Source organism: Streptomyces sp. NPDC003300, assembly GCF_040610915.1.
Classification (GTDB): Bacteria; Actinomycetota; Actinomycetes; order Streptomycetales; family Streptomycetaceae; genus Actinacidiphila.
This window is the reverse complement of record NZ_JBEXNE010000003.1, coordinates 1-22907: the sequence shown is the minus strand read 5'-3', so window position 1 is coordinate 22907 and position 22907 is coordinate 1. Positions and strand designations below refer to the sequence as shown.

The 22907-nt window shown below is 73.9% G+C and carries 10 protein-coding genes; all 10 read left to right on the top strand.

Annotation, left to right across the window (positions count from 1 at the left end; all coding sequences use genetic code 11):
* Positions 1-95 precede the first annotated feature (95 nt).
* Positions 96-1439: an NAD(P)/FAD-dependent oxidoreductase gene (locus ABZX65_RS04990; protein ID WP_355334791.1), complete on the top strand. Its 1344-nt coding sequence runs from the start codon at positions 96-98 to the stop codon at positions 1437-1439.
* Positions 1439-10348: a beta-ketoacyl synthase N-terminal-like domain-containing protein gene (locus ABZX65_RS04985; RefSeq protein ID WP_355334788.1), complete on the top strand. Its 8910-nt coding sequence runs from the start codon at positions 1439-1441 to the stop codon at positions 10346-10348. Before ABZX65_RS04990 ends, ABZX65_RS04985 begins: the two co-directional genes overlap by 1 nt.
* Entirely contained in the window at positions 10345-15057 is a 4713-nt protein-coding gene (locus ABZX65_RS04980; protein ID WP_355334785.1) for a type I polyketide synthase, read from the top strand. Before ABZX65_RS04985 ends, ABZX65_RS04980 begins: the two co-directional genes overlap by 4 nt.
* Before the next feature lie 64 nt (positions 15058-15121).
* A complete protein-coding gene (locus ABZX65_RS04975) occupies positions 15122-16759 on the top strand; it encodes an FAD-dependent oxidoreductase (RefSeq protein ID WP_355334782.1) in 1638 nt (545 codons plus the stop codon).
* Between the two features lie 36 nt (positions 16760-16795).
* Positions 16796-18448 (top strand): hypothetical protein, encoded by a 1653-nt coding sequence (locus tag ABZX65_RS04970; RefSeq protein WP_355334779.1) that lies wholly within the window; start codon positions 16796-16798, stop codon positions 18446-18448.
* Positions 18438-19022: a flavin reductase family protein gene (locus tag ABZX65_RS04965; protein ID WP_355334777.1), complete on the top strand. Its 585-nt coding sequence runs from the start codon at positions 18438-18440 to the stop codon at positions 19020-19022. Before ABZX65_RS04970 ends, ABZX65_RS04965 begins: the two co-directional genes overlap by 11 nt.
* 2 nt (positions 19023-19024) lie before the next feature.
* Positions 19025-20854, top strand: coding sequence for a fatty acyl-AMP ligase (locus ABZX65_RS04960; RefSeq protein WP_355334774.1), 1830 nt, complete (start codon positions 19025-19027; stop codon positions 20852-20854).
* A 55-nt stretch (positions 20855-20909) separates the two neighbouring features.
* Positions 20910-22490 (top strand): acyl-CoA carboxylase subunit beta, encoded by a 1581-nt coding sequence (locus ABZX65_RS04955; protein ID WP_355334771.1) that lies wholly within the window; start codon positions 20910-20912, stop codon positions 22488-22490.
* A complete protein-coding gene (locus ABZX65_RS04950; protein ID WP_355334768.1) occupies positions 22487-22717 on the top strand; it encodes an acyl-CoA carboxylase subunit epsilon in 231 nt (76 codons plus the stop codon). The genes ABZX65_RS04955 and ABZX65_RS04950 overlap by 4 nt, the downstream gene beginning before the upstream one ends.
* Before the next feature lie 106 nt (positions 22718-22823).
* Positions 22824-22907, top strand: an 84-nt coding sequence (locus ABZX65_RS04945; RefSeq protein WP_355335748.1) for a biotin carboxylase N-terminal domain-containing protein, incomplete at its 3' end; no start/stop codon positions are given.

Sequence of the window (22907 nt, the reverse complement as noted above, 5' to 3'; positions counted from 1 at the left end):
GCCGCCGCCGCTTTGACGCGGACGCGAACCGCCCGACCGGAAGCGCGGCCCGTGCCGAGGCAGGGCCCGTCCGATCCGACTCAAGAGGAGCAGTCTTGTCCGCAGTCGACTATGACATCGGGATCATCGGTGGAGGCCCGGCAGGCTCCACCGCGGCCTCATACCTGACCAGGGCCGGACTCACCGTCGCGGTCTTCGAGGGGGAGACCTTCCCCCGCGAGCACGTCGGCGAGTCACTGGTGCCCGCCACCACCCCCGTACTGCGCGACATCGGCGCGCTCGACCTCGTCGAGCAGGCCGGATTCCCCCGCAAATTCGGCGCGGCCTGGACGTCCGCGGCACCGGCCGGCATCCCCACCATGGGCTTCGGCGGCCTCTCGCACGGCCTCGGCGCCGCCGAGATCGAATTCGACGAGCGCGACCAGCCCGGCGTCCTCCAGTCCCACACGTACCACGTGGACCGGGGCAAGTTCGACCAGCTCCTGCTCCAGCACGCCGCCTCCTGCGGCGCGAAGGTCTTCGAGAACACCCGCATCGGCAGCGTCGACTTCTCCGGCGAGCACCCGGTGATCCACCCCGTCCGCGACAAGGACACCGGTGTCACCGTCCGCATGGTCGTGGACGCCAGCGGGCGCGGCACGATGCTCGGCCGCCAGCTCAAGCTCAAGGTCCCCGACCCGGTGTTCAACCAGTACGCGGTGCACACCTGGTTCGACGGCCTGGACCGCACGGCCCTCTCGCACGACAAGAAGAAGGCCGACTACATCTTCATCCACTTCCTGCCGCTGACCGACACCTGGGTCTGGCAGATCCCGATCACCGACACCATCACCAGCGTCGGCGTCGTCACGCAGAAGAAGCACTTCACCGCCTCCAAGGACGACCTGGAGGGCTTCTTCTGGGAGTGCGTGGGAAGCCGCCCCGAACTGCGCGCCGCGCTCGAGGACTCCGAGCGCGTACGCCCCTTCAAGGCCGAGGGCGACTACAGCTACGGCATGAAGGAGATCACCGGCGACAACTTCGTGCTGATCGGCGACGCCGCGCGCTTCGTGGACCCGATCTTCTCCAGCGGCGTCAGCGTCGCGCTCAACAGCGCCCGCATCGCGACCAAGGACATCATCGCGGCGGCGGAGGCCGGGGACTTCAGCAAGTCCCGCTTCACCGAGTACGAGCGGACGCTGCGGCGCGGGGTGAGCAACTGGTACGAGTTCATCTCCATCTACTACCGGCTGAACATCCTGTTCACCGCCTTCGTGCAGGACCCCAGGTACCGGCTCGACGTCCTCAAGATGCTCCAGGGCGACGTCTACGACGACGACGAACCGCGCGCGCTCGCCGCGATGCGGAAGATCGTCGCCACGGTCGAGAACGATCCCGACCACCTCTGGTACAAGCACCTGGGCAGCCTGTCCGCGCCCTCAGCGGCGGCGCTGTTCTGATGACCGATCAGGCCCCGGAGGCGGTGGCGATCATCGGTGCCGGCTGCCGCTTCCCGGGCGGCGTGGCGGACCTGGCCGGATTCTGGCGGGTGCTGCGGGACGGCACGGACGTGATCACCGAGATCCCGCCGTCCCGCTCCGACCTCGCCCGGCACTACGACCCGGACCCCGACGCGCCAGGCCGGACGTACACGCGCTGGGGCGGTTTCATCGAGGACGAGACGCGTTTCGACGCGGAGTTCTTCGGTATCGCCCCGCGCGAGGCCCGGCAGATCGACCCGCAGCAGCGGATGCTCATCGAGGTCGCCTGGGACGCGCTGGAACACGCCGGGATCGTCCCCGGCAGCCTCGCCGGCACCCGTACCTCCGTCTTCTCCGGCGGCCTGAGCGTCGACTACTTCCTGCGGCACTCCCGCGAGGCGGGCGTCCGCGGCATCGACCCCTGGTACGCCTCGGGCAAGGAGGCCAGCTTCGGCCCCGGCCGGCTGTCGTACCTGCTCGGCCTCAACGGCCCGAGCGTGGCGCTGAGCACCGCCTGCTCCTCGTCGCTGGTCGCCGTGCACCTCGCGCGGCAGAGCCTGCTGACGGGGGAGTCCGACACCGCGCTGGTCGGCGGCGTCAACCTGCTGCTCTCCGCCGAGCTGACGGTGTTCATGTCCAAGGTCGGCGCCATGGCCAAGGACGGGCACTGCAAGGTCTTCGACGCGGCGGCCGACGGAATCGTCCGCGGCGACGGCTGCGTGGTGCTCGTCCTCAAGCGGCTGACCGACGCGCTCGCCGACGGCGACCGCGTGCTGTCCGTGATCCGCGGCTCCGCCGTCAACCACGACGGGCACAGCGCGGGACTGACCGTGCCCAGCGCCGCCGCCCAGCAGTCGCTGCTGCGGGACGCCCTGGCCGCCGCGGACGTACGGCCCGACGAGATCGGCTACGTCGAGGCGCACGGCACCGGCACCCCGCTCGGCGACCCCATCGAGATGAGTGCGCTCGCCCGGATTCTCGGCGAAGGACGCGACGCGGAACACCCGCTGCTGGTCGGCTCGTTGAAGACCAACTTCGGGCACACCGACGGCGCGGCGGGCGCGGCCGGGCTCCTCAAGGCGGCACTGGCCGCACAGCACGGCGAGATCCCGCCGCATCTGCACCTGGACCGGCTCAACCCCGGTATCCGCTGGGACCGTTGGCCGGTGCGGGTGCCGACGGACCTCACCGCGTGGCCGGACGGCGGCGGGCGGCGACTGGCCGGCGTCAGCGCCTTCGGGCTCAGCGGCACCAACGCCCATGTGATCGTCGAGGCACCGCCCGCGGTCGCCCCGCCCGCCGAGGCGGCACAGGACCGGCCGTCCCGGCTGCTCCTGCCGGTCTCCGCGCGCTCCGGCGCCGCGCTGCGCGAACTGGCCCGTGCGCACCGCGACCGGCTGCTCGACCAGCCGGAGGCCGAACTGGCCGCGTACGTCACGGCGGCGGGCACCCGGCGCACCCAGCACCGCGAGCACCGCATCGCCGTCACCGGCAGGACGGCCACCGAACTCGCCCAGGAACTCGGCGCGTTGCTGGAGACGTCTCTCGACACCGCCGTGCCGGACCTGGCGGCGGAAGAGCGAGGCGGCACGCAGTGGGGCGGCACGGACGCCGGGGACTTCGGCGACCCGGGCGACTCGGGCGACGACCTGCCGCAGGTCTGCTTCGTCTTCTCCGGGCAGGGCGGCCAGTGGACGGGCATGGGCCGCGAACTGCTGGCCCACGAGGACGCCTTCCGGACCGAACTGACCCGCGTGGACGAGCTGATCGCCGCGGAGGCGGGCTGGTCGGTGATCGGCGAACTGACCGCGGACGCCGAGCACTCCCGGCTGACCCGGACCGAATTCGCCCAGCCCGTCGTCTTCGCTGTGCAGGTGGCAGCCGCCGCGCTCTGGCGCTCCTGGGGCGTGGAGCCCGCCGCCGTCATCGGGCACAGCATGGGCGAGATCGCCGCCGCCCACGTGGCGGGCGCACTGACCCTCACCGACGCCGTACGCGTCATCGTGCACCGCGGACACCTCCTCCAACGGGCCGAGGGCGGCGGCCGGATGGCCTCCGTGGCCCTCCCCGAAGCCGACCTGCTGCCGCTGCTCGCCGCATACGGCGACGACGTGACCGTGGCCGCCGTCAACGGTCCCGCGAGCACCGTCGTCTCCGGACGCACCGAGGCCGTCGAGGCCCTGGGCGCTGAACTGGCCGAGCTCGGCCACGGCTACCGCGCGATGCCCGGCGAATACGCCTTCCACAGCGCGCAGATGGCGCCCTACCAGGACGAACTCGTCGCACTGCTCGGCGAGATCACCCCGGCGAAGCCGCGCGTGCCGGTCCACCTCACCTGCGAGCCGGGCGCCGATGGCCCCTTCGGCGCCGACTACTGGGGACGCAACCTCCGCCAGCCGGTCCGCTTCTCCGCCGCGCTCGGCCGCGCGCTCGACGCCGGTCACCGCCTCTTCGTGGAGCTGGGCCCGCACCCGGTGCTCGCCCAGCCCGTCGTCCAGAGCCTGGAGGACCGGGGAGTCGACGGGCTCGTCGTCCCCACCCTGCGCCGCGACACCGACGACGTCGCCACCGCGCGCACCTCGCTGGCCAGGCTGTACGCCGCCGGGGTCGACATCCGCTGGCCCGAGGTCAATCCGGGACCCACGTCCGTCACTGACCTGCCCGGCTACCCGTGGCAGGGCGACAAGCTGTGGTTCGACATCCCCGCGCCCGACGCGAACGCCAATGCCGACACCCTGCCGCAACTGAACGCACTGCACGGTGAGTTGAAGCTGTACGACGAGGCCGGGCGGCTCGTCGCCGAGACCGTGGGGCTGCGCCTGAGCACTCCGGGCGCGCCGCTGTCCGAGACGGCGCCGCCCGCCCTGCCCGCGCCGGTGGACGCCGCTCCCGCCACCGCTCCGGCGACTCCGGCGCGCCCCAGCCGCGACCAGCTCGCCGACCTGGTCGCGGACGCCGCCGCGGAGGTGCTGGGGCTGGCCTCCGGCACCACCGTGGCGCGCGGTCGCGGCTTCACCGACCTCGGCATGGACAGCCTCGGCGCCGTCGAGCTGTGCAAGGTGCTGGAACGGTCCGTGCCGCTGCGGCTGCCGAAGACCGCGGCCTTCGACCACCCCACCGTGCGGCGGTTCGCCGCCTACCTCGACGGCCTGCTCGGCGACGCCCCGGCTCCCGCGCCCGCCGTGGCCCGTACGACCGACGCGGCGGCCGTGTCCCGTACGACCGACACGCCCGCGGCTCCGGCCGCGCCGACCGGCACACCCGGCGCGCCCGAGCCGATCGCCGTCATCGGCGTCGGCTGCCGCTTCCCCGGCGGCGCCGAGGGCCCGGACGCCTACTGGCGGCTGCTGACCGCGGGCCGCGACGCCGTACGCCGCGCCCCCGACGGCCGCTTCGACGACCCGCGCGTGTGGTGGGGCGGCTTCCTGGACGACGACCCGGCGGGCTTCGACGCGCCGTTCTTCCGGATCCCGCCGCGCGAGGCCAAGGTGATGGACCCGCAGCAGCGGATGTTCCTCGAAGTGGCCTGGGAGGCGCTGGAACACGCGGGCGTCCCGCCGACCTCGCTCGCCGAGTCCCGCACCGGGGTCTTCCTCGGCATGAACTCCACCGACTACGCCCAGATCGTGGGCAGCCACCCCGACAACGTCGACGCCTTCTACGGCACCGGCACCTCCTTCAGCGCCGCCGCCGGCCGCCTGTCGTACCTGCTCGGCATGCGCGGCCCGAGCCTGGCCGTCGACACCGCCTGCTCGTCCTCGCTGGTCGCGGTGCACCTCGCGGTGGCCAGCCTGCGCTCGGGCGAGAGCGACCTCGCGGTCGCCGCGGGCGTCAATCTCATCCTCGGCCCCACCATCCACCGGGCCAGCGACGCCGCCGGGGCCCTCGCGGCCGACGGCCGGTGCAAGACCTTCGACGCCACCGCCGACGGATACACGCGGGGCGAGGGCTGCGGAGCCGTCATCCTCAAGCCGCTGTCCGCCGCCCGGCGCGACGGCGACCGGGTCCTGGCGCTGATCCTCGGCTCGGCCGTCAACCAGGACGGCGCCAGCAGCGGCTTCACCGCCCCCAACGGTCCCGCGCAGGAGACACTGCTGCGCGCCGCACTCGCCGACGCCCGCGTCGGCGCCGACGACATGGACTACGTCGAGGCGCACGGCACCGGCACTCCGCTCGGCGACCCGATCGAACTGCGGGCGCTCGGCGCCGCGTTGGCCGGACGGACGACCCAGCAGCCCTGCCTGGTCGGCTCGGTGAAGACCAACATCGGCCACCTGGAAGCCGCGTCCGGCATCGCGGGACTCATCAAGACCGTCCTGGCCCTGCGGCACGAGACGGTGCCCGCGCACCTGCACTTCACGCGGCCGAGCCCCGACATCCCCTGGGACGAACTGCCCCTGGACGTCCCGACCGAGGCCCGCCCGTGGGCCCGCGGCGAGCGCCGCAGGGTCGCCGGGGTCAGCGCCTTCGGCTTCAGCGGCACCAACGCGCACATCGTGCTCGCCGAGGCCCCCGCGACCGACGCCTCCGACGCCTCCGACGTCCCCGATGCTTCCGGCACCTCTGACGCGGACGACGGCGCGGCCCTGACCGCCCGTCTCCACGTCCTGCCGCTGTCCGCCGCGTCCCCCGCCGCACTGCGCGGCCGGGCCGCCGCCCTGCGCTCACTGCTCAGCGCCGAGCCGGACGGCGACGCGATACGGGACGCGCACGGCGCGGAACCGGCCGCCGTGGCGCGGACCCTGGCCGTACACCGCTCCCACCTCGACCACCGGCTGGTCGTCGTGGGCCGCGACCGCGCCGCGCTCGCCGAACGCCTGACCGCCGTCGCCGACGGTGACAGCGTCCCCGGCACCGTCCTCGGCAAGGCCGCCGCACGCGCACGCGGACCCGTCTTCGTCTTCTCCGGACACGGCTCCTACTGGCCCGCCATGGGCCGCTCCCTGCTGGCCGCCGACCCGGTGTTCCGGGACGCGATCGCGGACTGCGACGCCGCGCTCGCCCGCCACCTGGACTGGTCGGTGCGCGAAGCGCTGGAATCCGCGCGCGAGCCTTCGAACGAACTCGACCAGCAGATCATGCTCTTCGCCACCCAGTACGGCCTGACGGCGAGCTGGCGCGCCCTGGGCGTCGAGCCCGCCGCCGTGCTCGGCCACAGCATGGGCGAGGTGTCGGCCGCCCTGTGCGCGGGCGCGCTCGACCTGACGCAGGCCGCGGAGATCATGGTGCGCCGCACCCACCTGCTGCGGGCCCTGGTCGGCCAGGGCGGCATGGCCGTGGTCGGCCTCGACGCCGACCGCATCGAGGACGAACTGGCACCGTACGGCGACCGGTTGTGCGTCGCCGTGGTCAACAGCCGACAGTCGACGGTGGTGTCGGGAGAGACGACCGCACTGGAGGAACTGGGCGCCCGAATGCGCGCGCGCAACGTGTTCTTCCGTGCGGTCAACGCCGGCGGCCCGGCCCACAGCCCCTGGGCCGAGCCGCTGCGCGAACAGCTTGTACACGCCCTGACCGGCCTGGCCCCGGCCGCCCCGCGCCTGCCGATGTACTCCTCGGTGGACGGCGCGCCGCTCGCCGCCGACACCCCCCTGGACGCCGCCTACTGGGGCCGGAACCTGCGGCAGACCGTACGGTTCGCCGACGCCGTACGCGCAGCGGCGGCGGACGGACACGACACCTTCGTGGAGCTGTCCGCCCACCCCATCCAACTCGTGCCCATCGAGCAGGAGTTGCGGGCCGCGGGCACCGACGGACTGTTCGTGCCGTCACTGCTGCGCGACCAGGACGGCCCGGAGTCGCTGCTCACCGGGCTCGGCGCCCTGCACGTCGGCGGCCAGGCCGTGGACTGGCCGCGGCTGCACCCCGGGAACGGCCCGCTCGCCGAGCTGCCGACCTACCCGTGGGAGCACAAGCGGTACTGGGTCGACCAGCGCGACGCCGCCCCCGCGAACAAGGGCGCCCACCCGCTGCTGACCCGCGACGTCCGCACCCCGTCGGGCCGCGTCGTGGAGACGGACCTCGACGCCCGTACCGCCACCCGGCTCGGCGCCGAACCCGTCGGCGCCGCGCTGCGGGTGCCCGGCGCCACCTGGCTGGAGCTGGCCGTCGCCGCGGCCGGGACCGCCTTCGGCCCCGGCCGCCCCGTCCGCCTTGAGGACATCACCCTCGACCGCCCCCTGCTGGTCCCGGCCGACGGCTCCGTCACCACCCAACTCACCCTGGAACGGGCCGCGTCGGGCGACCGGCCGGGTCTGGCGCTCACCTTGTGGGAGCCCGCCAGCGACACCGCGCCGCGCCCCCGCCGCCTCGTCTCGGGCCGCGCCCTGCCAGGACGCGCGCCGTCCGACACCGCTGCGGACGCCCCGCCGCACCCGCGCGGCCCGGTCGACGAGGCCCTGCGCGCCTGGGTGGCCCGGCACGCCACCGGGGACTGCGCGCCGACCCCGGAATCGGCCCGGACCGCCGACGGCCGCATCGAACTCGAACTGCGGCTGCGCCCGGCCACCATGCGCTGGCACCTCGCCCCCGACCTCCTCGAACTCGCCCTGCGGCTGCCCGCGTTCCTGCTGTCCGCCGACCCCGCCGACCCGGCGCCGCTCCCCGCCTCCCTCGACAGCCTCACCCTGTACGCGGCCCCCGACGACCGCGTCCTCGTCACCGCCGCCCTGCGCCCCGACACCGCGGGCGACCCGACCGCCGACATCCGCCTGACCACCCCCGAGGGCCGGCCGCTCGCCGAGATCACCGGCCTGCGCCTCGCCCCGCCGCGAGGCCGCGTCCTCAACCAGGAGGAGACCGCGCGCCTCACCACCAGCCTGTACGTCCTCGGCTGGCAGGAGCGCCCGCTGACGGTCCGTCAGCCCGAGCAGCGGCCGGCCGAAACCCCGGCTCGGCTCGAAGCCGGGCCTCCGCAGCGCGGCTTGACCGCCCATGTCCCGGCCCAGCGGGACGGCCTCGGCGCATCGCGGACCGACGACGACCCGTCCACAGCCGCCGGGGGAGCGGGGGCGCTCCTGACCGGACCTGTCACCGTCGTCCTCGCGGACCGCGGCGGCGTCGCCGAAGAACTGGCACGGGCACTGGCCGCACAAGGCCGGCCCACGACCCTGCTGGCGGCCGACGGCGAGCCCGACGCCGTACGGCAGCGACTCGCCGACGCGCTGCGGGAGTTGCGCACCGGGCCCGGCTGCCGGGACGTCGTGCACCTCGGGGCGCTGGACCTGCCGGAGCGGGACGAGCCCGACCCCCTCGCCGTGGCCGACGTGTGCGCGGGGGTGACGGCGGTCGCCTCCGTGACGGCGGCGGTCGGCAGCGGCGCACGCGTGCTGTATGTGACGCGGGGCGCGGTCGCGGTGGACGAGCTGGAACTGCCCGCCGCCGCACAGGCACCGCTGCGGCAGTCCGCGATCGTCTCCGGCGTGGAACGCCCCACCGCCTGGGGCGCCGCGCTCGACCTGGACCCGCTGACCTCGGGCGTGGAGGAGGACGCGGCGGCCGTCGCGGCCGAACTGCTCGCCCACGGCGCCGACCGCGCCGGAGGCGAGGATGTCGAGGACCAGATCGCGCTGCGCGCCGGACGCAGGCTCACCGCCCGGGTGCTGCGCGCCCCGGCCCCGCCGCCGCTGTTCGAGCCGGTCGAACTGGCCGCCGACCGCAGCTATCTGGTGGCGGGCGCGGAAGGACCGCTGCCCGACCGGGTGGCCGCCTGGCTGACCGCGCGCGGCGCGGGCCGCACGCTGGTCGTGCCCCGCGTGGAGGACGCCAAGCAGGCGACCCGGCTGATCGAGGACGAGGCCGCGGCCGGACACCCCGTCGCGGGCGTGATCTGGCTCGGCGTCGGCTGGAATCTGCCGATCGACCAGGAGCCGACCGCCGCCGCGATCGCCGAGGCGGTCGAGGACCGCGCCCGCGGCGCGTGGCTGCTGCACCAAGCAGCGCTCGACACGCGTACCGACCTGGACCTCTTCCAGGTGTGGGGCACCGTGGCGTCGGCCTGGGCGGCGATCGGGGCGGGCGTGCAGGCCCCGGTCGACGCGCTGCTCACCGCCCTCGCCGGGCACCGGCGCGCCCTGGGCCTGCCGGTCTGCGCCATCGCCTGGGCGCCCTGGCTCGACGTGGATCTGCTGGACCGCGACAGCGCCAACCGGCTGACGCGCAGCGGCATGCGCCCGCTCCCGCCCGGCATCGCCGTGGAACTGCTCGACCGGATCACCGCGGCGGGCCTGACCGGCGCCGCCGCGGCCGACGCCGACTGGGGCCTGCTGCTGCCGCTCTACCAACAGGCCCGCCCCTGGCCGCTCTTCGACGCCCTGGCCGCCGAGGCGGCGGCTGCGCCCGGTGACTCCGGCGCGCTGCTGGACAAGCTGCGCTCACTGCCCGACGCGGCGCGCGGCGATCTGCTGCTGGAGTGCGTCCTGGAGGAGGTGGCGGTGGTGCTCGGCCTGGACGGACCCGGCGAACTGGAGCCCCGGCAGGGCTTCTTCGAACTGGGCCTGAACTCCATCACGGCGCTGGAGATGAAGGTACGGCTGGAGCGCCGCTTCGGCAGCGCGCTCCCCGCGACCCTCGCCTTCGAATACCCGACGGGCGACGCCGTGGCCGGATTCCTCGCCGCCGAGGTGGTCGGCGGATCGGGCGACGAGTGGTCTCACTCGCCGCAGCCCGCCGCCGACAGCGCCACCCGTACCCAAGACACCGGACGCGCCGAGAACGCCGCGACCACCGGACGCGCCGAAAGCGCCGAAGGCACCGCGGACAACGCCACCGTCACCGGCGACCTCACCGATGAAGACGACTACGACGACCCCGACGACGCGGACCTCTTCGCCCGTCTGGACGCCGAAGTCGCCGCCGTGAACGCCCTCATCGAGGGAGACAAGCGATGAACCAGCCCACCGACGGTGCCGGACCCCGCACATCGGACCGTACGCCGGAGCGCGCACCGGACCAACGGTCCCGCCTCGCCCAGGCACTGGAGACCATCGGGCGGCTGCGCACGATGGTCGAGGACCAACGGGCCGCGCTGCACAGCCCGGTGGCCGTCATCGGCGTCGGCTGCCGCTTCCCCGGCGGCGCCGACTCGCCCGAGCGCATGTGGGACCTGCTGCGCGACGGCGTGGACGCCATCGGCCCCTTCCCACGCGACCGTTGGGACACCGACCCGTACTACGACCCCGACCCCGAGGCGCCCGCGAAGGCGTACGTCGTGGAAGGCGGGTTCCTGGACAGCGCCGACACCTTCGACGCGCAGCTCTTCGGGATCGCGCCGGGCGAAGCACTCGGAATGGACCCCCAGCAGCGGATCGCGCTCGAAGTCGCCTGGGAGGCGCTGGAGCGGGCCGGCATCCCGCACGACTCGCTGGACGGCTCCCGCACCGGCGTCTACATCGGCGCGAGCACCAGCGACTACGTACGGCTGCGGCAGCAGTACGGCGACCCGGCCGCGATCGACGGCTACCAACTCCTCGGCGAGAACAGCTTCATCGCCGGACGCATCGCGCACACCTTCGGGCTGCGCGGACCCGCGCAGGTCGTCGACACCGCCTGCTCCTCCTCACTGGTCGCCGTCCACCAGGCGTGCCAGGCCCTGCGCCTGGGCGAGACCGATCTGGCACTGGCGGGCGGGGTCAACGTGATCCTGTCCCCGTACGGCTTCGTGCTGGTCAGCAAGGCCGGGGCGGTCTCGCCCGACGCCCGCTGCAAGGCGTTCGACGCCTCCGCCGACGGCTACGCACGCGGCGAGGGCTGCGGTCTGGTGGTGCTCAAACGGCTCAGCGACGCCGTGGCCGACGGCGACCGGGTGCTCGCCGTCATCCGGGGCAGCGCCGTCAACCACGACGGCCACGCCAGCGGCATCTCCGTACCCAGCGGCAAGGCGCAGCAGGAGGTCATCCGCGCGGCGCTCGCCGACGCGGGAGTCACCGCAGACCGGATCGGCTACGTCGAGGCGCACGGCACCGGCACCGCCCTCGGCGACCCCATCGAACTGCGCAGCCTGGAGACCGTCCTCGGCACCGGCCGTTCGGCGGATCACCCCGTCTACGTCGGGTCGGTGAAGACCAACGTCGGCCACCTGGAGGCGGCGGCGGGCATCGCCGGGCTGATCAAGAGCGTGCTGGCCGTCGGCCACGGCGAGATCCCGGCGAGCCTGCACTTCCGCACGCCCAACCCCAACGTCGACTGGGACGCGCTGCACCTGCGGGTCGCCGCCGAGCACACCCCGTGGCCGTCCGACGGGCAGCCGCGCACCGCGGGCCTCAGCTCGTTCGGCGCCAGCGGCACCAATGTCCACCTCGTCATCGAGGAACCGCCCGCCATGACCACCGAGCAGCCCGAGCCGGACCCGCGGCCGGGGCGGCAGGCAGAAGTGTTCGTCGCGTCGGCCCGCAGCGAACCGGCGCTGCGTGAACTCTCCCTGCGCTGGGCCGACTTCCTGCGCGCCAACCCGGCGACCCCGCTGGACTCCGTGGCCCGCACCATCGCCGCCGGCCGCTCACCGCAGCAGGTCCGCGCCGCCTTCACCGCCCGCGACACCGCCTCGCTCGCCGACCGGCTGCACGACTTCGGGACCGGCGACGGCGGCCCCGCCCCCCGCCGCGCCCAGGCCGCGCACCGCGTGAAGACCGCCTTCATGTTCACCGGCCAGGGCGCCCAGTTCGCGGGCATGGGACGGGAGTTGTACGAGGCCGAGCCGGTGTTCCGGCAGGCTCTGGAGCGCTGCGCCGAGATCGTCGACCCGGTCCTGGACCGACCGCTGCTGGAGGTCGTCCACCCCGTCGAGCCCGACGGCTCGCTCGACAGGACCGGCTACACCCAACCCGCGCTGTTCGCCGTCGAATTCGCGCTCGCCGAACTGTGGGCGTCCTGGGGTGTCCGCCCCGCCGCCGTGATCGGCCACAGCGTCGGCGAGTACGCGGCGGCGTGCGTCGCCGGAGCGGTGGACCTGGAGGACGCGCTCGGGCTGATCGCCCTGCGGGCCCGGCTGATGGAGTCGGTGACCGCGCCCGGCGCGATGCTCGCCGTACAACTGGACGCGCAGGCCGCCGAGCGGGCCATCGGCTCCCGCGCCGACCTGGTCGCCGTCGCCGCCGTCAACGGGCCCCAGGACACGGTCCTTTCCGGCGATGCCGACGCCATCGCGGAGATCCGGGCTGAGCTGGCCCGCGAGGGTGTGACCGCCAAACCGCTGACCGTCTCGCACGCCTTCCACTCGCCGCTGCTCGACCCGGTCCTCGCCCCGCTGGAGGAGGCGGCGGCGAAGATCACCTTCCGTGAGCCGCGCGTCCCGCTGATCTCCAACCTCACCGGCCGGCCGCTGGACCGCGCCACCCTCGCGGACCCCGGTTACTGGGCCCGGCACGCCCGGCAGCCCGTCCGCTTCCACGACGGCGTGCTGGCACTGCGCGAGACCGGCGTCGGCGCCTTCGTGGAGATCGGCCCCGGCCGGACCCTGCTCGGCCTGGCCGCCCGCGCCCTGCCCGACCCCGACCTGCTGTGGCTGCCGTCCCTGCGGCGCGGCCGGCCCGAGGCCGAGCAGGTCCTGGGAAGCCTGGGCGCGCTGCACGCCTGGGGCGTACCCGTCGACTGGTCGCGGGTGCACCCGGCCACCGCCGACCGGCACGTGCCGCTGCCCACGTACGCCTTCCAGCGGCTGCGACTGAACTTCCCGCTGGCCGACGACACCTCTCCGGTACTGCCAGGGCCCGGCGGGGCGGTCGCGGACCCCGAAGCCGGGGACTACCCGCAGTACGCGGTGGAGTGGCGCCGCTCGCCGCGCGCGGGCCGCGCCGCGGATCCGGCCGGGCGCACCCTGCTGTTCACCGACACCACGGGGGTCGGTGAGCGGCTGGCGGCGGAGCTGTCCTCGCTCGGCGGGGAGTGCGTGCTGGCCAGGATCGGCGACGGTCCGGCCGGGCTGCCGGGTGCCAGGAGCGTCCCCGCGGGCGATCCCGCCGCGCTGCGCGCGCTGCTGGCCGACGTCGGCCCGGTCGACCGGATCGTGCACCTGGCGGCCCTCGACGCGCCCGGCGGCGACAAGACCACCGTCGAGGACCTGGCGCGGGCCCGTGTGACGGGACCCGAGACCGTGGTGCACCTGATCCAGGCGCTCGCCGAAGGAGCCGCCCAGGCGCCTCCCGGCTCCGCCTCCGAAGCCGCCACCGCCGGGGCCCGGCCGCCCCGGCTGTGGCTGGTCACCCGCGGCGCGCAGGCCACCGGCGAGGAGGAGGCCCCCGAGGGCCTGGCGGGATCGCTGCTCACCGGCCTCGCCAAGGTCGTCTCGCTGGAACACGCCGACCTGTGGGGCGGGGCCGTCGACCTGGACCCGCGAGGCGGCGCGGCCGACAGCGGCGCCGCGGAACTGGCCGAGGAACTGCTCCTCGGGGACGAGGACGACGAGGTCGCCTACCGCGGCGGCGCCCGCCTCGTCCCCCGTCTGATCCGCTCCGGCCCCCCGGCCGACGACGCCCCGCGCCTCCAAGTGACCGGCGACGGAAGCTACTTGATCACCGGCGGGCTCGGCGGCCTCGGGCTGACGCTGGCCGAGTGGCTGGTCGGCCTCGGCGCCCGGCACCTGGTCCTCACCGGCCGCGCGGGCCTGCCCCCGCGTCAGAGCTGGGACGACCCGGCGCTCCCCGCGCCCGTCGCCGAGCGGGTCGCCGCGATCCGCGCCCTGGAGACCGAGGGCGCGCGGGTGACCGTCGCCGCCGCCGACGTGGGCGACGAGGCGGGCATGGCGGCGGTCCTCGCGGACATCGCCGACAGCGGGCAGCCGCTGCGCGGCGTCATCCACGCCGCGGGCCTGGCCGGGGCGCAGAACATCGCGGAGGCCGACCCCGAGTCGCTGCACGCCGTGCTGCTGCCCAAGGTCGAGGGAGCCTGGACGCTGCACCGGCTGCTGGACGGCGCACCGCTGGACTTCTTCCTGCTGATGTCGTCCATCGCCTCCGTGTGGGGTTCGGCGCACCTGGGCGCGTACGCCTCGGCCAACCGCTTCCTCGACGCGCTCGCCGCCTACCGGCGCGGCACCGGCGCCACCGCGCTCAGCGTGAGCTGGGGCCCCTGGCGGGTGGCCAGCGGCCTGGGCGGCGACGAGCTGATGGCCCGTCTGGAGGCCCTGGGGCTCCGGGCGATCGACCCGGAGACCGGGCTGCGGCACCTGGGCCCGCTGCTCGCCTCCGACACCGCGCACGCCGTGGTCTCCGGCGCCGACTGGACGACGCTCGGCCCGCTGCTGGAATCGCGCCGCGCCCGCCCGCTGCTGACCGAGGTCCGCGCCGACAGCGCCGGTCCCGGCCAGGACCAGGGCCCCTCCGAACACCTGCGGGCCGTCCTGGACGCGCCCGCCGACCAGCGCGAACCGCTGCTCGACGGCTACGTCAGAACGGTCCTCGCCGACCACCTCGGCGTCGCGCTCACCGAGATCACCGACGACATCAGCCTGCTCGACCTGGGACTGGACTCGCTGGGGGTGACGCAGGTCATCGCCCGCTACCGCGCCGACCTGGCCCTGCGCCTGGAACCCCGTCCCTTCTTCGAGGAACCGGCCGTCCACTGGGCACGGCTGCTCGCCGCCGAGGTCGCCCGTCAGCACTGACCCACCGATCCGGCTGCACCGGCCGAAGCCCCAGGACACACCGCCGTATCCCAGGAGGTCGCAGATGAACACCCGCCACGACGTAGCCATTCTCGGCGCAGGCATCGCCGGTTCGATCCTGGGCGCCGTACTCGCCCGCAACGGCGCCAAGGTGCTGCTGCTGGACGCCGGCACCCACCCGCGGTTCGCCATCGGGGAGTCCACCATCCCCTACACCTCGGTGCTGATGAAGGTCGTCAGCGCCCGCTACGACGTGCCGGAGATCGCCCACCTCGCCAGCTTCCAGAGCGTACGCAAGCACGTGACCGGGGCCTGCGGCGTCAAGCGCAACTTCGGCTTCGTCTACCAGCGCGAGGGCCAGGCCCAACGGCCCGACGAGGTCAACCAGTTCGTCATCCCGAAGATGCTGCACACCGAGAACCACTTCTACCGGCAGGACATCGACGCCTACATGGCGTACACCGCCGCCTCCTACGGCGCGGTCCTGCGGCAGCAGACCCGGATCCAGGACGTCGACATCGACGGCTCGGGCGTCACCTTGACCACCGACCGCGGCGAGACCTTCCAGGCCCGCTATGTGGTCGACGCCAGCGGCCACCGCTCCCCGGTCGCCGAGCACTTCGGCCTGCGCGAACAGCCCACCCGCTTCAAGCACCACTCGCGCTCGCTGTTCACGCACATGGTGGGCGTCACCCCGTACGACGACGTCATGCGCAACCCGTCGCAGTACGGCAACCCCAGCCCGTGGCACCAGGGCACCTTGCACCACGTCTTCGACGGCGGCTGGCTGTGGGTGATCCCCTTCGACAACAACAAGGGCGGCACCAACCGGCTGTGCAGCGTCGGCCTCACCCTGGACCCGCGCCGCCACCCGCGGCCCGACGGCCCGCCGCAGCAGGAATTCGACGAATTCCTCAGCCGGTTCCCCGACATCGCACCGCAGTTCAAGAACGCCCGCCCGGTCCGCGAGTGGGTCTCCACCGGCCGGTTGCAGTACTCGACCACCAGCACCGTCGGCGACCGCTTCTGCATCACCGCGCACGCCGCCGGATTCATCGACGCGCTCTACTCCCGCGGCCTGACCAACACCCTCGAAGTCGTCAACGTCCTGGGCTACCGGCTGCTCGACGCGATCCGCGACGACGACTTCTCCCGCGAACGCTTCGCCTTCGTCGAGCAGTTGGAGCAGGGCCTGCTCAGCGCCAACGACGACCTGGTCAACAGCTCCTTCATCGCCTTCCGCGACTACGAGATGTGGAACGCGGTCTTCAGGACCTGGGCGATCTCCACCGTGCTCGGCACCTTCCACCTCGAAGGCGTCTACGACCGGCTGCGGCGCGGCGGCGACACCGGCCCGCTGCGCGAGATGGAGCACTCCAAGTACCTCGGCTCGCCCTTCCCCACCCACGACGGCTGCAACGAACTGCTGCGCCACACCACCGCCGTCAGCGAGCAGGTGGAGAACGGCACCATCACACCGCAGGAGGCGACCCGGCGGCTGTTCGCGCAGCTCTCCGCCGCCGACTTCATCCCGCCGCCGCTCAACCTCGACAAGCCGGGCAACCACTTCTTCCACGCGACCCCCGCGCGCATGGCGCGCACCGTCGCCTGGGCCCGGACCAAGGCACCCGCCGACATCGCGGGCACGGTGACCCACGCCATGCGCGGCTTCGCCATGGAACGCGTCGCGCACGGCGGCTGACCCATCCGTATCCGACCCGAACAGGTGATGGGCACCATGAGAACCGACCCCGACCACATCGGAGACGACCAGCGTGACCCGGACGTCACCGTCCTGGGCACCGGGATCACGGCCACCTCGCTGGCCGTGATCCTCGCCCGGCACGGCCTGCGCGTCCTGCTGCTCGGCGAGCACGACACGTCCGGCAGCGAGCCGGGTGAGATGACGCTGCCGTGCACCTCGTTCCTCTACGAGGTGATCGCCGAGCGCTTCCGGGTGCCGGAGATCGCGCTGCTCGCCGACGCGGGACGGGTCGGACGCGAACTGTCGTACAACTGCGGCGTGCAGCGCACCCTCGGCTTCGTGCACCACCACGAGGGCGCCGGGCACCGGCGGGCCGACTCCCTCCAGTTCAACATCCCCTCGGAGCACGGCGAGAGCCGCTTCTACCGGCCCGACCTGGACGCCTGGATGCTCGCCGCGGCCGTCGGGTACGGCGCCCGGGTACGGCAGCGGGTCCGGGTCGACAAGGCCGTCGCCGAGGACGACCGGGTACGCCTGACCCTGACCTCGGGCGAGGAGATACGCACCCGCTTCGTGGTCGACACCGGCGGCCCCGACTCGGCCGTGGCCCGCGCGCTCGGCGCCGAGCGGGTCTCCGGGGGCACCGGCACGCGGGTGATCGGCGCGCACGCCGTCGGCGTACGGCCGTACGAGCGGGTCGCGCCGGTCCTCAAGGGCTCGCACCCCTGGTCGCAGGGCACCTTGCACCACGTCTTCGACGGCGGCTGGATACAGGTCGGCCACTTCCGCAACGGCTCGGGTACGCCGGCCGGCTCCGCGCTCGCCACCGTCACCCTGTCGCTGGACGCCGCCCGCTTCCCCCGGCAGGGGACCGACGGCTGGGAGGAGATCCTCGCCCGCGCCGCCCGCCACCCGGCCGTCGCCGCCCAACTCGCCGACGCGCAGCCGATGTTCTGCTGGACGGCCGACTCCGGCCAGTGGCACGCCTCGCGCACCGTGGGCGACCGCATGCTGCTGCTCGACGGCTCCGCGCTCGGCGGCGACCCGGTCCTCGGCCGCGACCTCTACACCTCCGCCCAACTCGTCTACTCCGCGGCCTCCGACATCCTCGCCGCGGCCAGGGACGACGACTGGTCGGCGGGCCGCTTCCGCTATCTGGAGCGATTGCAGCACGGCATGGCGGACCGTCAGGACCGCCTGGTGGAAGCCGCGTTGACCGCCAGCTCGCACCCCGCGCTGTGGAGCGCGACGGCCAGGGTCTGGCTGCTGGGCACCATGTTCGACGCGCTCTCCCTCAAGCGGAGCGCCAAGACGATGGCGTCGGGCGCCGCCGAGGCCGCCCTCACCTCGCTGCGCGCCGACCCCGCCACCGGTGTCTGCCACGAGACGCTGCCGGAATACCGCGAGCTGCTCGACTTCACCCTCGCCGCCTGCCGCGACACCGCCGAGGGCCGCGCCACCGCCCGCCAGAGCGCCGACCGGATCTTCGTCCGCCTGCGGAACGAACCGATGGTGCCGCCGATCTACGGCTTCGGCGACCCCACCGACCGCGAGTACGTCCTCACCACCCCGCAACGGGTGCGCACCCTGCTGTGGGCGCGCAAGGAAGCACCACCGGGAGTGCTGCGCCTGGTGCGGCCCTACGGCGCGCGCGGCGGCGGAAAAGACCTCGGCCATGACGACTGACCAGGAACAGGACATCCGACGCAGACTCGCCCACCTGGGGATCGTGGACATGGAAGCAGACACCGGAACCAAGAGGTTCCCCGCCCAGGCCCTGCCGCCGGAGCCGTCCGCCATGCGCCAGGTGTGCGGGCACTTCACCACCGGCATCACCGTCGTCACCAGCGTGATCGACGGGCAATGGGTCGGCGCCACCGTCAACTCCTTCACCTCCGTCTCGCTGGAACCGCCCCTGGTGCTGTTCTGCCTGCGGCACGACTCCCGGCTGCTGGCCGCCGTCCGCGCCACCGGGACCTTCGCCGTGAGCATCCTCGGCGCGGCACAGGGCCCGGTCGCCATGGGCTTCGCCGCACCGGGACCGACCCGCTTCGACGGGCTGGACTGCCTCAGCGGCAGCGTCGGCGCGCCCATCCTGCGCGACGCCATCGGCTACCTGGAGTGCAAGGTCGCCGACGAGTACCACGGCGGTGACCACCGGATCGTGGTCGGCGCCGTCACCTCGCTCGGCACGCTGGAGGACGACGGCCCGCTCACCTTCTACCGCGGACGGCTCGCCCGGCTCGACAAGGAGCGCTGACCATGAGCATCGACCTGACGCGACAGCCCGTCGCCGAGGCCGTGCCCCCGTACCCCCACCCCTCCGCGCCGCTCGACCTGCGCACCCTGCCCGAGGTGCGCACCCTGGTGGACGCGCTGCGGCTGCGCGCCGCGACACGGCCGGACGACACCGCCTTCGTCTTCCTGCACGACGGCGAGGAGCCGCAGGACCCGCTGACCTACGGCGCCCTCGACGCCGACGCCCGGCGGCACGCCGCCGCGCTCACCGCGGCGGGACTCGCCGGCCGCAACGCCGTACTGCTCTACCCCTCAGGATTCGATTTCGTCCGCGCCCTGCTCGGCTGCATGTACGCGGGCATCGCCGCGGCGCCGGTCCAGGTGCCCAGCCGGGTCAGCGGACTCCAGCGGCTGCGCGGCATCGCCGACGACGCGGACACCCACGCCGTCCTCACCACGGCCGCCGTGGCACGCGAGCTGCGGGAGCGGTTCGGCGACCGCCCGGAGCTGACCGGCCTGACGCTGATCCACACCGACGAACTGCCCGAGGACGCCGCCGGGGGCGCGGACCCGGAGCAGTGGCACGGCACGCTGCCGGGACCGGGCGACACCGCGCTGCTCCAGTACACCTCGGGGTCGACCGGCGACCCCAAGGGCGTGATGGTCACCCACGCCAACTTCATGGCCAACGCGCGGGAGACCGACGACCTGTGGCCCTGCGGCCCCGGCGCCACCGTGGTGTCCTGGCTGCCGCTCTTCCACGACATGGGCATGCTGTTCGGGATCGTGCTGCCGCTGTGGGCGGGCCCCACCTCGTACCTGATGACACCCGAGGCGTTCATCCGCCGCCCGGCCCGCTGGCTGGAGGCGATCTCGCGGTTCCGCGGCACGCACGCCGCCGCGCCCGGCTTCGCGTACGACCTGTGCGTGTCAGCCGCCGCGGAGGGCCGGATCGGCCCGGGACTCGACCTGTCCAGTTGGCAGGTCGCGGGCAACGGCGCGGAACCGGTGCGCTGGCGGACCATCGAGAACTTCGCCGCCGCCTTCGCCCCCGCGCGCTTCGACCCGCGCGCGATGTGCCCCGGCTACGGGCTCGCCGAGAACACCCTGAAGGCCACCGGCGACCGCGTCGACCGGGAACCCGCCGCCCTGTGGGTCTCCGACGACGCCCTGCGGGACGGCGTGGTCCGGCAGGTCGACGCGGACGCGCCCGGCGCCGTGCCGATCGTCGGCTGCGGCGCGCCGGAGCCCGGGACCCGGATCAGGATCGTCGACCCCGCGACCCTGAGCCCGCTGCCCGACGGCCGCGTCGGCGAGATCTGGATCAACGGGCCCTGCGTGGCGGCCGGCTACTGGGGCCGCCCGGAGGCGAGCAAGGAGACCTTCTGGGCCCGCACCGCCCCCGCCGCCGACGACAGCCACGAATACCTGCGCACCGGCGACCTCGGCTTCCTCCACGACGGCACCCTGTACATCAACGGGCGGCTCAAGGACCTCGTCATCCGCGCGGGCCGCAACCACTACCCGCAGGACATCGAACTGTCCGCCGAGACCGCCGCCCCCGGCCTGCGCCCCAACTGCGCGGCGGCCTTCTCCGTGGACGACGGCAGCACCGAGAAACTGGTCGTCGTCGTGGAGGCCGACGGGCGGACCCTGCGCGAGACCGGTACGGAACGGCTGCACAGGCTTGTACGTGAGGCGGTCTGGGACAATCATCGGCTGGAGGCGGACGACGTACTGCTGGTGCGGCGCGGCACTCTGCCCAAGACCTCCAGCGGCAAGGTGCGACGCCGCGCCTGCCGACAGCTCTACACGGACGGATCGCTGGCCGACGCCGTCGTACGAAGCGGCTGACGTCCGGGCCCCGCGACGCCCGCACGGCCAGGTCATGACGCACCGAGGAGACACCGTGTCCGCAAGCCCAGGAAGAGGAACCACCGCCGAGCGGCTGTCCGAACTCACCCGCAGGCGGGCCGAGTCGGCGCGGCTGGCGACCGACGCACCAGCCGTCGCGCGCCAGCACGACAAGGGCAAGCTCACCGCCCGCGAACGCATCGACGCCCTGGTCGACCCGGGCAGCTTCGTCGAGCTGGACGCCATGGCCAGGCACCGCTGCCACGACTTCGGCATGGACCGCCAGCGTCCGCTCGGCGACGGCGTGATCACCGGATACGCCACGATCGACGGCCGCCGGGTCTGCCTGTTCGCCCAGGACTTCACCGTCTTCGGCGGCAGCCTCGGCGAGGTCTACGGCGAGAAGATCCTCAAGGTGATGGACCTGGCGCTGCGCACCGGCTGTCCCATCATCGGCATCAACGACTCGGGCGGCGCCCGCATCCAGGAGGGCGTGGTCTCCCTCGCCCTCTACGCCGAACTGGTCAAGCGGCACGTCCAGGCGTCCGGCGTCATCCCGCAGATCTCCCTGATGACCGGCCCCTGCGCGGGCGGCGCCGTCTACGCTCCGGCGATCACCGACTTCATCGTCATGGTCGAGGGCATCTCCCACATGTTCGTCACCGGGCCCGACGTGCTGAAGACGGTGACCGGCCACCAGATCGACCGCGAGGAACTGGGCGGCGGCTACAGCCACAACGCCGTCTCGGGCAACGCCCACCACCTCGCGCGCGACGAGAAGGAGGCGTTCGAGTACGTCCGCCTGCTCCTCGGCTACCTCCCGTCGAACAACATGGACGACGCGCCCGACTACGAGGTGCGCGCCGCGGAGGAGTTCACCGCCGCCGACCTCGCGCTCGACGAGCTGATCCCCGACGAGGCCAACCGGCCCTACGACATGCACCAGGTGATCCACACCGTCCTCGACGACGGCGAGCTCCTCGAAACGCAGGAACTGTTCGCCCGCAACATCATCTGCGGTTTCGGCCGGGTGGAGGGCCGCAGTGTCGGCGTGGTCGCCAACCAGCCCTCGCACATGGCCGGGGCGCTCGACATCGACGCCAGCGAGAAGGCCGCCCGCTTCATCCGCACCTGCGACGCCTTCCACATCCCCGTCCTCACCTTCGTGGACGTCCCCGGCTTCCTGCCGGGCCTGGAGCAGGAACGCGGCGGCATCATCCGGCGCGGAGCCAAGCTGATCTACGCCTACGCCGAGGCCACCGTCCCCATGGTCACGGTCGTCACCCGCAAGGCGTACGGCGGCGGGTACGGCGTCATGGGCTCCAAGCACCTCGGCACCGACGTCAACCTCGCCTGGCCCACCGCCGAGATCGCCGTCATGGGCGGCGAGAGCGCGGTCACCGTCCTGCACCGCCGCGCCGTCGAGCAGGCCGAGGACCCGGCCGCCGAGCGCGACCGGCTGCGCGCCGAGTACGAACAGGCGCTGTGCAACCCGTACGTCGCCGCCGAGCGGGGCTACGTGGACGCGGTGATCATGCCGCACGAGACCCGCGGGCAAGTGGCCCAGGCGCTGCGGGCGCTCGCCGACAAGCGGGTGACGCGGCTGCCGCGCAAGCACGGGAACATCCCGCTGTGAGCGGCGCGCGCGACCCCGACATCCGGGTGGTGCGGGGCGAGCCCACCGCCGAGGAGCTGGCCGCGCTGCTCGCGGTGTGGGCGGGCGCCGGCGCCCCGCTCGGTGACGAGCCCGCGGCGCGGCGGTCACCTTCGCGGCGATCGTGGCGGCGGGGCACGGTCCCCGCCCCGGACCGCGGCCCCGGCCAGTGGCGGCGCGGCGGCCGGAGCGGCGGCTGGACGCCGTGAGCGCGGCCGTCCGCCGCGCGGCCCCCTGACCGCCGCGGGGCGTCGGAGCCGGGAAGCCGCCGGAGTCGGGGAAGCCGAACCAGCCAAATGAGCCAAGGGAGCCATCGTGCGCAAGGTGCTCATCGCGAACCGCGGTGAAATTGCTGTCCGCGTTGCCCGTGCCTGCCGGGATGCGGGGATCGCGAGTGTG